Source organism: Pseudohongiella nitratireducens, assembly GCF_001642735.1.
Taxonomy (GTDB): domain Bacteria; phylum Pseudomonadota; class Gammaproteobacteria; order Pseudomonadales; family Pseudohongiellaceae; genus Pseudohongiella; species Pseudohongiella nitratireducens.
The window spans coordinates 1-13,918 of sequence record NZ_LWHM01000008.1 but is presented as its reverse complement, the minus strand read 5'-3'; the positions used below and the strand labels follow the sequence as shown (position 1 = coordinate 13,918).

Below are 13,918 nucleotides of genomic sequence, written 5' to 3'. Positions count from 1 at the left end.
TAATCTTAGTAAGTACGGACCTTGGGCTCGAATTTGTCGACCGTTTTAGGCGCGAAATTCACCGCTCGTTTGGTAATTTTCTTCTCCGTCGGGTGGTACATGCTGTGACACAACCAGTTTTCGTCATCACGATCCTGGTAGTCTTCACGGGCGTGTGCACCCCGGCTTTCGGTACGTGCCTCAGCGGCAATCGCTGTCGCCTCAGCCACTTCGAACAGGTTTTCAAGCTCCAGCGCTTCAATGCGGGCAGTATTGAAGGCGTTACTCTTATCTGTCAGTTCCAGGTTGGCAATGCGCGAACGCAGTGCTGCCAGTTTCTTGATGCCTTCCTGCATGAAGTCACCGGTACGGAACACACCAAAGTGATTCTGCATGACTGCCTGCAATTCACCGCGCAGTGCGGCAACGTTCTCGCCGCCTTCGCTGTTGTTCAGGCGGTCAAGGCGCGCCATGGCCTGACCAATATCTGTCTCGGACGCACGACGGTATTCAATACCCTGCGTCAGCATGGATTCAATGTGCTTGCCTGCTGCACGGCCAAACACCACCAGGTCCAGCAATGAGTTGCCACCCAGACGGTTGGCGCCGTGAACCGACACACAAGCCACTTCACCGACTGCGAACAGGCCCGGAATTGGCTTGTCTTCACCTTCTGCAGTCTGCTCGATCGCCTGACCGTGAATATTCGTGGCAATACCACCCATCATATAGTGACAGGTTGGGATCACTGGAATCGGCTCTTTGACCGGATCCACGTGAGCAAAAGTGCGCGACAATTCCAGAATGCCTGGCAGTTTCTCGTTCAGCACCTTCTCGCCCAGGTGGTCCAGCTTCAGTAATACGTGATCGCCATCCGGACCACAACCTTTACCAGCCAGAATCTCTTGTACCATGGAACGTGCGACAACATCACGACCCGCCAGGTCTTTGGCGTTCGGCGCATAGCGTTCCATGAAACGCTCACCGTCTTTATTGATCAGGTAACCACCTTCACCACGACAGCCTTCTGTCACCAGAACGCCTGCGCCGTGAATACCGGTTGGGTGGAACTGCCACATTTCGATATCCTGAACCGGATAACCCGCGCGCAGTGCCATGCCCACACCATCGCCAGTGTTGATCAGTGCGTTGGTGGTAGACGAGTAAATACGCCCTGCACCGCCAGTCGCCAGTACCGTTGCCTTGGATGCCAGATAAACGGTCTCACCGGTTTCCATGCAAATGGCAATAACACCGACCACAACGCCGTCCTGGTTTCGGACCAGGTCCACGGCATACCACTCATTAAAGAATTCGGTCTTGTTTTTCAGGTTGCCCTGATACAGTGCGTGCAGCAGTGCGTGACCAGTACGGTCAGCAGCGGCACAAGTACGGGCCGCCTGGCCACCTTTGCCGTAATCTTTGGACTGCCCGCCAAACGGTCGCTGGTAGATACGGCCATTTTCTGTACGTGAGAACGGCAAACCCATGTGCTCCAGTTCGAAAACTGTCTGCGGACCTTCACTACACATGTACTCAATCGCGTCCTGGTCACCGATATAATCAGAACCCTTGACCGTGTCATACATGTGCCAGCGCCAGTCATCATTCGGGTCAGAACTGGCAATTGCGCAGGTAATACCACCCTGGGCGGAAACTGTGTGAGAGCGCGTGGGGAAAACCTTGGAGATTACCGCCGTCTTGTATCCAGACTGAGACAGCTGCAAGGCAGCTCGCATACCTGCACCGCCACCACCGACGATAACAGCATCAAATTCAATCGTTCGCATTCCGCTCATTTATAGTCCCCACAAAATCTGTACACCCCAGACGAGGTAGGTGAATATCAGGATCACACAGCCAGCCTGGAATAACAGGCGCACAAAAGTTGCCGCCTTACCCAGTGCCAGTGATGTCAGATAGTCTGTCGCAATTGTCCACATGCCAATCCATGCGTGCGCGCACAGGGCAATGATGGCTGCCAGGGTTGCAATTTTCATCCAGGTGGCATCAAACAATCCACGCCACGCGCCATAGCTGAAATCCGGATTCACTGCAAACCAGCCCAGCAGGCCTAATGTATAAATGGCCAGAACAATGGCACTGAAACGTTGCAGCACCCAGTCATGCAGACCATTACGGCCCAGGTTAGTTGCTCCACTTACTCGGCTTACCATACCCAAACTCCTGCGATCAGAATGCTTATAACGGAGAACACAATAATCAGCACGGCGCCGCGACGCCCGCCTTCCAGCGTTTCGCCAATACCCGCATCCATCAACAGGTGGCGCAAGCCGGCAATCAGGTGGTACAGCAACCCGGATAAAATGCCCCATACGATAAACTTGACGATGGGTGATTGAAGCCACTCACCAACACGCTGAAAGCCTTCTTCAGAAGACAGGGATTCAGCCAGCAGCCACATCAATACTGCCGTGCCGACAAAAATCAGCACGCCCGAAATACGGTGCAATATGGAAGTGATCGCTGGTAGCGGAAAATGGAACTTGGTCAGGTCGAGATTTACAGGTCTGTTGTCGTCTTTCACTGGTAGCCAATTCACGTTAGGCCCTTTTGCCAAGCTATTCCTATTATATAGACGCTACTTGTGCTCTATATCTGAAGCTATCAAAGGGCGTGGTTGCTTTAAGATCAGTGCCTGCATATACGATGCTGCTCTGATCAACCTCCGGAGAGTCTGGACAAGACACACACGTGATGAGCTTGTTCAGGCGCTTCGTTTATCTCTTTTAAAGGCGTTAGATGATGCCTTTTATTGTTTTTATCTATCTTTATCTGGTACTTCTTATCTCTTGCCATTTCCCTTCCAACTTACCATCGGCAAAGGAAATTTGGTCAATGAGTATAGACTCATCATGACAGGAATACAATAAATCGCACCCGAATAGCCTTCGTTTTGCCGTTACAATTGACAACATTCTGTCAACATCAATATTTTCATTATTTATCGATTGCAAAGGGGGTCAAAAAAGTTGCGTTTATGGTACAGTAAGCCTTTTACCGCTGGCCCCCTGCTCCAATTTTTATCCGAGACCGGGTCCAAACTCACTGGACCAGGCCCTCGTCTGGCCTTGTCCGGGGTTCTGGAGGGTTTGTGCCGGCAGTTGGAAGATTATCAGTCAGGAGTACAACATGAGTGAAAAGAAAGCCCGCTTAAACCTGGCCGACAACCAGGAAGCGATTGAACTTCCTGTGTTGGAAGGCACGATCGGTCCGGATGTCGTCGATGTCAGAAAACTGGTTGCGAAAGGTGTATTCACCTTTGACCCCGGATTCATGTCCACAGCATCTACCGAATCTGCTATCACTTATATTGATGGCGGCGCCGGCATGCTGCTGCATCGTGGCTACCCTATCGACCAGTTGGCAGAGCATTCTGACCACCTGGAAACCTGCTACCTGCTGCTGAATGGTGAACTGCCAACTGACGAGCAGAAAGCCGCGTTCGTTGAAGACATTAAAGCTGAAATAGCTGTTTCAGACAGCTCAGCCGCCGTGCTGGATGGCTTCCCTGCTGATTCTCATCCCATGGCCGTGATGGTTTCACTGTTGGGCACGCTGGCTGCCGAATTCCACGAAAGCACTAACATTGAAGACGAAGCTGACCGTTACAAAGCGGCTATCCGCGTCATCGCCAAGATCCCGACTCTGTCTGCCATGACTTACAAGCACAGTGTTGGCGAAGCGTACGTGAAGCCAGAGCCTGGCCTGAGCTACGCCGAGAACTTCCTGCACATGATGTACGGCACAGCCGGCGAAGCACCCAAGGTCAACCCGGTACTGGCCAAGGCCATGGACGTGATCTTCCTGCTGCACGCTGACCACGAGCAGAATGCTTCCACCTCAACAGTACGTCTGGCAGGTTCGACGGGTGCCAACCCATACGCCTGTATCGCTTCTGGCATTTCTGCCCTCTGGGGCCCAGCTCACGGTGGTGCCAACGAAGCCGTACTGACCATGCTGAACGAGATCGGTGACGAATCCCGCATCGAAGAGTTCATCGCAAAAGCCAAGGACAAGAACGATCCGTTCCGTCTGATGGGCTTTGGTCACCGCGTTTACAAGAATTTCGACCCACGCTCGCGCGTGATGCGCAAGATTTGTGACGAAGTGCTGGCAGATCTGGGCGTTGAGAACGATCCACTGTTCAAGATTGCCCGCCGTCTGGAAAAGATTGCCCTGGAAGACCAGTACTTCATTGATCGCAAACTTTATCCAAACGTTGATTTTTACTCCGGCATTATCCTCAAGGCCATTGGCATTCCAACCAGCATGTTCACCGTGATTTTTGCACTGGGTCGAACACCAGGCTGGATTGCCCACTGGAACGAAATGCTAAGCAACCCTTACAAAATCGGCCGTCCTCGCCAGCTCTATACGGGCTCTGTCAAACGCGACTACCCGGCCTGATCGCCAAAAGATGCAATGCTGGCGATCAAAGTTAACTCAACTGATCGCCAGCTTTACTTCCCCACCTACCGCAATCTCTCCCTCTGCCAACACCCTTGCAGTAATCCCACCATGGCCTCGCATGGCATTGTAAGCTCCCGGCCCAAGGTCTCGCTCCATCTTGCTGCATGGGTCACAAGGTCCGGTGTATTCCAGCAAGGCATGACCGGCATAGAACTGCCTGTTTTTCAGTGCCAGTAAGTTGATACCTGACACGACGATATTTCTCCGCAACATCTCTGGTGTTAGCTCAGAAAGATGCGCGCAGGAAGCAATCACAGGAATATGCTCCGCTTGAATCAATGTCACCTGTCGCTTGCCACGGCTTCTGCCTGCGTAACGGTCGCCGACCAGACCAGTACCGGGTTGCGCGAGAACGTTATTGACGACCTGCATAGGGGCTTCACGGGCGGGACGGAGGCCGATCCAGTCGATTTGGCCGGTTTGGGGCAGAGTGTCCAGGAGGTGCTGGAGGCCTGGGATGGTTTGGGGTGTTGGTGTTTTGGGCATTAGACACTTTCCAGGATTTGATGGATGATGATTACAGCCAGGAAGAATCATCAGTTTTTTCGCTTTCTGGACCAGTTGGAAGGGGCTTTTAGGTTCGCTGACCGGTAATCCAGCCCAATGTTTCTAGCTGCTGCCATGCGGCGTTGACATGGGGCTGCAGCATTATCTTCTTTTTACGCGGATTCCAGGCTTGCACCTTGTCAAGCGCCTCATCGGCATTAGCGGCCCCCTCGCGTGTTGACACCCAATGAACACTGGCCAGCAGCTCCATACCAAAGGGGGACTCGTAACCATCAATCAACTCAGCCACCTGATCGACATACCTTAAAACATCAGAGTCTGATGTCTGTAGGTAACGCTCGGCCTCGGCTAAGGCGCTATCGTCAGGAGTTATTTGGGATTCAACAACGCCATCCCCCACACCGTGGATATAATGCCCATCCATGCGATCGAGGGCATGGCGCAGGTTGTCGGCGTAGGGGCCGAACTTGTCTTTTACGAAGTTCAATTTCAGGTTCTCACCTGCTTCCTGCAGAAAATAGGCTAACTTCTGCACCTCAATTTTTGATAACCCATAGTCAAGGGCTTGGTAGGTTTTGAGCAAAGACAGAATAGCCGCTCGCCCCGGGGTCATTTTGGGGGCTGGGGTATTCACCTCAAGTTCTACCGGTGCGGCCCCCTCCTGGGGCTCAAATAGTCGTACCTCAATATCGCCCTTGGCAAAGTAACGCTCAATCAGTGGGCGAACGTCGCGCCAGTCCAGCCCGCCATTACCGCACCCCAGGGGCGGCATAACAATGGAACGTATCTCCCGCTCGCGCATCACCTCGAGCAAATCGGCCAGACCTGACTCAATATCGGCCAGTTTTGACGGATTTCGCCAATGGGCTTTGGTGGGAAAGTTGATAATAAACCGCGGTGTTGCCAAGCCGCCCAAGTCATAGACAAACATGCTGCCAGGTTTCACTTGCCCGGCCTTGCAGGCGGCGGCATAGGCCTTGAAATTTTGCGGCCATTTCTTTTTAAACTGCAGAGCAATGCCTTTACCCATCACTCCCACGCAGTTAACGGTGTTAACAATGGCATCGACATCGTGCTGTTTAAGCAGATCTCCACTGGTTGTCACTATTGCCATGATTCACCTTTACGTTTGATTGAGCCCCCTGCGGGTACCTGGGAGGCATTGTACCTTGAAAACGCCGTGATTTTGAGTACCGTTTATCGTTCTTGAAAGTACCACTCGGGCATTATCTGGACGCTCACGTTCACCCCAGCCGCTTCAGCTAAGCCCAGCACTAGCTGGGCAGCATGGTCATTCATTACCCCAATGCGTGTAAACCAGTCGATAGGCACGGCTTTCTTGACCAAAAACTCCGCCTGCCGCTTTTCACAACGATCCATGTACTTCGCCGGCTCGTGGCGGTCATGAAAATACCGGCAAAAGCCGTCAAGGGTTGGCGGCTCTGTTAGTAAGTCCCAAGCTATGGCGTTTTTTAGCTGATACGGGTCGGTATAAGGGACACTATAAGCCTTGGTCGCATTGCGATCATAAAATACGATCTCGGCATTTTCATCGATCACCCGCCGTACAAGCAGCTCAAAGTGCACAATATCTGACTGGCCGTAATTGCAACCTGCCACCTGCCCGTGGTGTATAGCACTTAACATGGGCGAGCGCGGGGCAAAGTAAAACGGCACATAGTCGTGAATGGTGCCGCCCGGCGGATCAATAACTGCGCGGGCCGCGCGTTTACTCTGCGCCCCGGCATGGGCGATATTGTGGTAGCCAAGGTGTAAAGCCTCACCACGCGTTTTCGACACCAATTCACCCTGCTGAAAAATCGCTGCCAAATTATCAATGGATGTGATATGAAACAAACGCACAGGTATTGGCATCGCGCACATAAATCAGGCCTCGCTCGCGTCCGTATTGCTTGCCAAAGCCCCCGCCACCACCGCATCGGTAAAGTGTTGCTGGGTTTGCTGGGCGGTTTGTAGGCGTTGTTTGAGTTGGTCGCAGAGGGTGGAGAGTTCTTCGACTTTGGTGACTATGCGTTTTTGTGTTTCGAGGGGCGGGAGAGGTACTGGCATACGGTTAAGAATTCCATGATTTAGATTGGTCATCGTAGTCCCTATGGATTGACCGCCAAGATACTCAACTGCATATCGAGTTTTAAACAACAATAGTATATATGGCCTAGAAACCTCGACCTTGAATCTCAGAACAAAGCTCCCTGTGCCACAAAGCCATTCGTTTTCTCGATCTGATATCACCGCACAGCGTCCCATCTCGCCACGCCTCGCCATCACAACATCATTCTCATACACTTTGTATGAGGCCAACTCCTTAGCTTTAATATGACTCACCGAAACCTGAAGGTCTTCGACAACCTTGCCCTCAATCATATGCGAGGGGTTGATAAGCGGTACACCACCACCTACGTACTCACTTTTACTGATCATCGAACCAAAAGGACCTGTCGCGACTTCCTGGCATAAGTCCGCAAATCTCACAGTACACCACCCCTCCGGCAGTTCAAAAGGCTTTTCTTCGTCAGTGATGGGCGGCAGAGGCTTTTGTTTTTTGATTTTTTTATCTTTCACCAACTGCGCTTTTTCGGCGGCGATACGTTTTAGTAGTTCGCTGGCGGGCTCGTCATTCGGGTCTTGTGGAACGAGCTTACCCATAACGGCCAGTTGCAGGATGGTTTGTTTGAGTTTGTCGATGGCGCAGAGGCCTGCGATGGTGCTGGGGAAGAGGATGTCCCAGTTTTGCTCTAGACACTGCCAGTTTTCCATTAGCTCGGTGTGGCTTTGGGCCTGGGTGAGTGCGTCCAGCAATGTGTCGGCCAAGGTGGCGTGTGCGTCCAGGCTTTGTTCGGTTTGGTTTTCCAGCTGGTCGCAGAGGGTCATTAGCTCATCGACTTTGGCGACTATGCGGTGTTGTTCCTCAATTGGTGGCACTGGTATTTCTAACTGAATTACTGAGCTTGTATTTAATTCGACCTGCTTTGTTGAACCAGAAACCAATGCATTTTCATGACTTGGCTCTATACGACTTTGAATTCCTGGCGCAGATATATATGCCTTTAGAAATTGCCCTGCAATTGACAGTGGTCTGATAACTGTTACATGTGAATCTGCAACTAACTCGCCTCTTCTGAAGCCTCTGATGTCTGTGATGCGCCCAACAGTTCCCGTCCCGGTAGAGTTCCAGAGCAAATCATTCTCTTGTAGAAAGCGCTCTTCTTGATACTGCTCAAGACTGTCATCATCTACATAGCGAGCCGGATCAAGGTCGAAACCCGACCATTGAACACATTTTTGAGACACCACTCTTACAGTGCCAAAATCAGAATATTTGGGACCTTTACCACGCTGAATGTAAGCAGTGATTTCTTGAAGCCTTACCCACTCCCACCCCAAAGGCAATTCAAACGGCTCTTCCGCATTAGTAATCTCCGCGAGCTTCTTAGGCTTCTTGATTTTCTTGTCAGCAACTAGCCGCGTCTTCTCGGCGGCAATACGCTTTAACAAATCACTCGCCGGCTCATCATTCGGATCTTGCGGCACCAACTTCCCGCGCACCGCCAACTCCAAAATCAGCTCTCGCAGTTTTTTAACGCCGTATAACCCAATTTTTTTACTGCTGCCACGCCCAGTAGTTTGTTTGGCAGTTATGGCGCTGCTCCATAAGTCTAAGTGCTGGGTGATTAGGGTTTGGGCGCTGTTCGCATGAGTGTTTGTTACTTCATCGCTTTGCTGGGCTAAATAAGCAGCGCTTGCCTCTTGAACGGTATTGTTGCTGCTCATACGTTGTTGGCCCCCGTGCTGCCCGCACCGGTAAGGGCGTCGGCCAGAATGGTTTTTAGTTGATCGCGCAGGGCTTGTATCTCTTGCTGCTGCTCGGCGTATTGGGCCAGCACCTGATCTGGGTCGTGCACGATTTGTTCCTCGACATGGGGGTTTTTAATATCGAGGTTGTAATTGCGCTGTTTGATCTCGTCGATGCTGACTTTCCAGGCCCAGCGGTTTTCTTCGCGGGCCTTAAAGCCGTCTGCTCGTTTGCCCCACCACTGCCGACACGCGCTAAAATGCTCCAGCTGCATGGGTTTGGTTTTGTTAAAGGCTTTTACGCCCTCGGGCAGGGGGACTTCGTAGTACCAGACGTGCTCGGTAGGCTGACCTTTATCAAAAAACAATATGTTGGTTTTAATGCTGGTGTAGGGGGCGAATACCGAGTTGGGCAGGCGCACGACGGTGTGCAGATTGCACTCTTTAAGCAGTTGCTCTTTGATTTTGGTTTTTACGCCCTCGCCAAACAGGGTGCCGTCGGGCAGTACCACGGCGGCGCGGCCACCATCCTTTAATACCTCGATAATCAGTTGCAGGAACAAATCGGCGGTTTCGCGGGTTTGCATTTCGGCGGGGAAGTTTTTCTCGATGCCGTCTTCTTCCATACCGCCAAAGGGCGGGTTGGTGATGACCACATCCTTGTCGGCATCCCAGTTGGACAGCGGCTGATTGAGGGTGTTGGCGTGGCGAATATTGGACGGCACCTCGATGCCGTGCAAGAGCATATTGGTGGTACACAGCAGGTGCGGCAGCTGCTTTTTCTCCACCCCGGCAATTTGGCCTTGCAGGGTTTGGTAGTCTTGCGTGGTTTTTTGGTAGTGAGTGCGAATATGGTCGGTGGCGCAAGCCAAAAAGCCGCCGGTGCCACAGGCCGGGTCAAATACCGCCTCGCCCAGCTGCGGGTCGACCATTTCGACAATAAAGCGCGTAACGGCGCGCGGGGTGTAGAACTCACCGGCGTTGCCCGCGCTTTGTAGGTCTTTAAGGATTTGCTCGTAAATATCACCAAACAGGTGGCGCTCGTTGGAGTTGGTAAAATCCACTTCGTTGAGCTTGTTGATCACCTGGCGCAAGAGCGTGCCATTTTTCATGTAGTTGTAGGCATCGCTAAAGGCTTCGCGCACGATAAAGCCACGGGGGTTGGTTTGAATATTGGCCGAATAATTTTTCAGCGCTGGGAATAAGTCGTCGTTGACGAACTCCAGTAGCCGGTCGCCGGTAATGCCCTGCTCGTCGGCCGCCCAATCGCGCCAGAGGTACTTGGTAGGAATGGGTTCGCGGTAGTCATCTTGCTCTAGCTCTAACTGTTCTTCTTGCGCGTCGAAGATTTTTAAAAACAGCAACCAGCTAAGCTGGCCCAGGCGCTGGGCGTCGCCATCGACGCCGGCGTCTTTACGCATAATGTCTTGGATGGATTTGATAACGGTACTGATGGACATAACATTCTCTTAGTATGGGGTCGATGCCAACGTTTGTGGCAACGGTCACTCTCATAGTTATTTCAAATAGTTTATTAGGCGCTTTTGTTGTCGTCTTGATAGAGCTGGCGCTCCAGGTCGGCGACAGCCTCTTGGTATTTGGGTTTGCCGCCAAAGCCTTGCTTCACGATTTCCAGCGGCGAGCCGTATTGGTTGATAGGCTGGACTTTCAGCACATTCATGCTCTCGATTTCGGGGATACCGGCATCGGCGTATTTTTCCAGCAGGGCCTCTAGCACGGCGCGAGCGGTGCCAGAGTATTGGCCAAAGTAGTTACGTTTTTTAACGTTATTGGCCCGCTCTTGTCGGGTTAATGGTGGCTGGTCGAATGCGACGTGACAGATCAGGTCAAAGGCATCCAGGTCGCGGCCTACGTCCTCGCGCAGCGCCTCCCAAATAACACCCTGTTCGGCCAATTCATCCATGACCGCCTGCTTGCGGTCGGCAGTGTTCCATTTATTGATGAATTCATCCAGCGAGGCAAACTGCTGCTGCACGGCTTTACGGGTGTAATCTTTGAACGATTCGGTAACCAGCTTGCCGTCGGCATCGTAATACTGCACACGTTCATCCAGCTTTTTAACGGTGACGCCGGAGACGTGGTATTTAATATATTCGCTGCCTTCCCCGTCCTCAATGGGGCCACCTACAACAGTCTGGTCTGCGCCGTAGTCTGGCCACTCGCCTTCACTGATTTCGCCTGTATTACCGGTCTCGTCTGCCGGGTAATCGTCCTCATTGAGGTTGGTTGGGTCGTTTAAGGCATCTTCAATGTCGGTGTTATCCGGGTCGTTAATTTCGTCGGGATTCGTGACCAGTATTTTCTCGGGCACACCGTCAAAGCGTTCGTCGGCAAATAGCTCGGTGGCTTTTTTAAAGTCGAGGATGGTAAACCAGAGCTTGTTGTATCGGTCGTCAATGCGGGTGCCGCGACCGATAATTTGTTTGAATTTCGTCATGGACTGGATGTTCTGATCCAGCACCACCAGTTTGCAGGTTTTGGCGTCCACCCCGGTGGTCATCAGCTCGGAGGTAGTGGCGATGACCGGGTAGGCTTTCTTGGGGTTGATAAAATTATCCAACTGGGCCTTGCCGGTGGCATCGTCACCGGTGATTTTCATCACGTATTTGTCGTCTTTGGCAACTTGCTCCGGACTTAGGTTTACCAGGGCCCGGCGCATGCGTTCTGCATGGTCAATGTCGTTACAAAAGACAATGGTTTTGGCCATGGGGTCGGTGCGCTTGAGGTAGTTGGTGATGGTTTCGGCTACCAGTTCGGTGCGCTCGTCGATGACCATGGTGCGATCAAAGTCTTTTTGGTTGTAAATGCGGTCTTTAATCACCTCGCCCTGTTTGTCGGTTTGGCCTTTGGTGGGGCGCCAGCCTTCTACGTCGATGTCTATATCCACGCGCACGACTTTGTAGGGGGCGAGAAAGCCGTCTTCAATGCCCTCTTTGAGCGAGTATGTGTATACCGGATCGCCAAAGTAGTCGGTGTTGGAGACAGCTTCGGTTTCTTTGGGTGTGGCCGTTAAACCGATTTGAGTAGCAGCGCTGAAGTATTCCAGTATTTCTCGCCAGGCACTGTCTTCGGCGGCGGAGCCGCGGTGGCACTCGTCAATGACAATCAAATCGAAAAAATCCGGATCGACCTGCTTGTAGGCTTTTTGATGTTCTTCAGGGCCGGTTAAAGCTTGATAGAGGGCCAGATGCACCTCGTAGGCCGGATCAACCGTGCGCTTGGTGATTTTGGTCATGGCTTCGCCGAACGGCTGAAAGTCGTTAATGCGGGTTTGATCCACCAGTACATTGCGATCGGCCAGGAACAGGATGCGCTTTTTCTGTCGCGCCTTCCACAACCGCCAGATAATTTGAAAGGCGGTGTAGGTTTTACCGGTGCCGGTGGCCATCACCAGCAGCACACGATCTTGTCCGCTGCTGACGGCCTCAATGGTTTTGTTAATGGCCTGTAATTGATAGTACCGCGGCGATTTGCCACTGCCGTCGTCATAGTAGGGCTGCTGGATAATCGGCAGCTGAGCGTCGGTATAACCCTTATAGGCGCAGAACTTGTGCCATAGGGTCTCTGGGCTTGGGAAATCTTGCAAGCTGATTTCAATCTCAAGTGCGTCGGGGTTGGTTTTGTCGTGAAAGATAAAACCATCGCCATTGCTGGCAAACACAAAGGGAACGTCCAGCAGACGGGCATAATCCAGTCCCTGTTGCATGCCCTTCCCCACCTCGTGCTTATTGGCCTTTGCCTCAATCACTGCCAGGGGAAAATTGGGCTTGTGGTACAGGGCAATATCAGCGGCCTTAACAGTCTTGCGCATGCCCATCTGGCCGCGCACAATCACCTTGCCATCGCGCAGCTTCACCTCTTGGCGGATTTGCGTCATTTTGTCCCACCCGGCGTCTTCCACGGCGGGCAGAATAAACTTGCTGATGATATCCGTTTCTGAAAACTGCTTTTTGTCCATGGCGCTCTATCCAGCCAATCTAGAAATCAGAGCCAATTTTCCTGGTGAAATCTGGCACTAAGCATGATTGAGCAATATACCAGCAATTTCCATGACACTCTATTTAGTGGCCTCATACTGTAAAATCAGTCACTAAAGGCCGCCTGAAAGTGCCGACGTCTTGTCTCGCAGCCACTAGATCATTAGACAAACAAAAAACCCCATGCCTTTCACAGCCCATAACTTAATCGATATTTTAAACTCAATTCGCGGGATGATTCGGCCCATCTGACCGCCAGGGATGGCGGAAATGCAAATTTTGCAGGAGCAAAAATTTGCCCTGGGCCTCACCCCTCACGGGGTCGCCCTGGCGGCGGTGTTTTTCAAGATAGTTGACACCTTTTTCTTCACGCGGCCTGTTTCTCCGCACTGATAATCTGATCGTCTCTTTCCGGATTCAAACACACTGCTCCGACCGGCGTACAGTTCCTGGTTGGTCGACTACCCCAACGTGACGGCGTATTCAGTTTTGCTCGCTCCAGGATCTCTTTACGATTGTTCAGTATCGTCTGATCCTGACCACTGTGCCGCTGCTGCGGTGTCACAAACCGGATCTTGCTGTGCTTGTGTTCATGGTTGTACCAGTAGATAAACCGTTCAACCCATTGCCTGGCTGCTGTCAGATCCACAAACCCGTTTGACGGCCACTGTGGTCGGTATTTCAATGTTCGGAACACCGACTCTGCATAAGCATTGTCGTTGCTCACTCGCGGCCGGCTGTACGATGGCATCACGCCTAGCTCTTCCAGTTTTATTTTCAGTGTCTGAGACTTCATTGGCGAACCATTGTCGGAGTGCAGAACCAGCGGCGTGTTAAAGCACTGCTCACTTAAAAGTGAGCGCTGCAATAGTGCTGCCGCATGCTCACCGCATTCCACCTCATACACCTCGTAGCCAACGATTTTCCGGCTGTACACGTCCATGAACATGTACAAGTAGAAAAACTGACCACGGACCTGGGAGGCGAGATAGGTTATATCCCAAACCCACACCTGGCACGGCGCTCTGGCAATATGTGTGCTCAGTGCCGTTTTACGTTGCGGCGCATGTGCCTTGCCTCTGTGGTGTAGCTGTCCTTTTTCTTTGAGCACCCGATAAAACGAGGAC

11 protein-coding genes are annotated in these 13,918 nt (G+C 52.1%); 1 reads left to right on the top strand and 10 read right to left on the bottom strand.

Annotated elements, in window-relative coordinates; all coding sequences use genetic code 11:
- Positions 1 to 5: 5 nt before the first annotated feature.
- From sdhA to sdhC, 3 genes are read right to left on the bottom strand one after another with little or no spacing between them, the layout of a single operon-like run.
- Positions 6 to 1,778 (bottom strand): succinate dehydrogenase flavoprotein subunit, encoded by a 1,773-nt coding sequence (gene sdhA, locus PSCS_RS04040; protein ID WP_068810527.1) that lies wholly within the window; start codon positions 1,776 to 1,778, stop codon positions 6 to 8.
- The gene (gene sdhD, locus PSCS_RS04035; RefSeq protein WP_068810526.1) at positions 1,779 to 2,156 is read right to left on the bottom strand and encodes a succinate dehydrogenase, hydrophobic membrane anchor protein; all 378 of its coding nucleotides are present in this window, start codon (positions 2,154 to 2,156) and stop codon (positions 1,779 to 1,781) included.
- Positions 2,150 to 2,542 carry a succinate dehydrogenase, cytochrome b556 subunit gene (gene sdhC / locus PSCS_RS04030; protein WP_229694694.1) on the bottom strand — a complete coding sequence of 131 codons (393 nt, stop codon included), beginning with the start codon at positions 2,540 to 2,542 and terminating at the stop codon, positions 2,150 to 2,152. The genes sdhD and sdhC overlap by 7 nt, the downstream gene beginning before the upstream one ends.
- A 590-nt stretch (positions 2,543 to 3,132) precedes the next feature.
- On the opposite strand from sdhC, the gene PSCS_RS04025 reads away from it, so the two are divergent.
- Positions 3,133 to 4,410, top strand: coding sequence for a citrate synthase (locus tag PSCS_RS04025; RefSeq protein WP_068810524.1), 1,278 nt, complete (start codon positions 3,133 to 3,135; stop codon positions 4,408 to 4,410).
- A 36-nt stretch (positions 4,411 to 4,446) separates the two neighbouring features.
- Here PSCS_RS04025 and PSCS_RS04020 read toward each other — a convergent pair whose 3' ends face one another.
- The 7 genes from PSCS_RS04020 to PSCS_RS03990 all read right to left on the bottom strand — a co-directional run.
- A complete protein-coding gene (locus tag PSCS_RS04020) occupies positions 4,447 to 4,959 on the bottom strand; it encodes an MOSC domain-containing protein (protein ID WP_068810523.1) in 513 nt (170 codons plus the stop codon).
- An 88-nt stretch (positions 4,960 to 5,047) separates the two neighbouring features.
- The gene (gene darG / locus PSCS_RS04015) at positions 5,048 to 6,094 is read right to left on the bottom strand and encodes a type II toxin-antitoxin system antitoxin DNA ADP-ribosyl glycohydrolase DarG (protein ID WP_068810522.1); all 1,047 of its coding nucleotides are present in this window, start codon (positions 6,092 to 6,094) and stop codon (positions 5,048 to 5,050) included.
- Between the two features lie 83 nt (positions 6,095 to 6,177).
- Complete coding sequence (darT, locus tag PSCS_RS04010) at positions 6,178 to 6,855, bottom strand: type II toxin-antitoxin system toxin DNA ADP-ribosyl transferase DarT (protein ID WP_068810604.1); 678 nt, start codon at positions 6,853 to 6,855, stop codon at positions 6,178 to 6,180.
- Between the two features lie 12 nt (positions 6,856 to 6,867).
- Complete coding sequence (locus tag PSCS_RS04005; RefSeq protein ID WP_082866542.1) at positions 6,868 to 8,772, bottom strand: restriction endonuclease subunit S; 1,905 nt, start codon at positions 8,770 to 8,772, stop codon at positions 6,868 to 6,870.
- A complete protein-coding gene (locus tag PSCS_RS04000; RefSeq protein ID WP_068810521.1) occupies positions 8,769 to 10,253 on the bottom strand; it encodes an HsdM family class I SAM-dependent methyltransferase in 1,485 nt (494 codons plus the stop codon). The genes PSCS_RS04005 and PSCS_RS04000 overlap by 4 nt, the downstream gene beginning before the upstream one ends.
- Positions 10,254 to 10,327: 74 nt before the next feature.
- Positions 10,328 to 12,772: an EcoAI/FtnUII family type I restriction enzme subunit R gene (gene hsdR / locus PSCS_RS03995; protein WP_068810520.1), complete on the bottom strand. Its 2,445-nt coding sequence runs from the start codon at positions 12,770 to 12,772 to the stop codon at positions 10,328 to 10,330.
- Between the two features lie 386 nt (positions 12,773 to 13,158).
- The coding region (locus PSCS_RS03990) for an IS3 family transposase (protein WP_068810216.1) at positions 13,159 to 13,918 on the bottom strand (760 nt) is incomplete at its 5' end.

Excerpts from the sequence above, each read along its gene's own strand:
- PSCS_RS04020 (WP_068810523.1), bottom strand. The coding sequence starts at position 4,959 with ATGCCCAAAACACCAACACCCCAAACCATCCCAGGCCTCCAGCACCTC.
- darG (WP_068810522.1), bottom strand. The coding sequence starts at position 6,094 with ATGGCAATAGTGACAACCAGTGGAGATCTGCTTAAACAGCACGATGTC.
- darT (WP_068810604.1), bottom strand. The coding sequence starts at position 6,855 with ATGCCAATACCTGTGCGTTTGTTTCATATCACATCCATTGATAATTTG.
- sdhA (WP_068810527.1), bottom strand. The coding sequence starts at position 1,778 with ATGAGCGGAATGCGAACGATTGAATTTGATGCTGTTATCGTCGGTGGT.
- PSCS_RS04005 (WP_082866542.1), bottom strand. The coding sequence starts at position 8,772 with ATGAGCAGCAACAATACCGTTCAAGAGGCAAGCGCTGCTTATTTAGCC.
- hsdR (WP_068810520.1), bottom strand. The coding sequence starts at position 12,772 with ATGGACAAAAAGCAGTTTTCAGAAACGGATATCATCAGCAAGTTTATT.
- sdhD (WP_068810526.1), bottom strand. The coding sequence starts at position 2,156 with ATGGTAAGCCGAGTAAGTGGAGCAACTAACCTGGGCCGTAATGGTCTG.
- PSCS_RS04000 (WP_068810521.1), bottom strand. The coding sequence starts at position 10,253 with ATGTCCATCAGTACCGTTATCAAATCCATCCAAGACATTATGCGTAAA.
- PSCS_RS04025 (WP_068810524.1), top strand. The coding sequence starts at position 3,133 with ATGAGTGAAAAGAAAGCCCGCTTAAACCTGGCCGACAACCAGGAAGCG.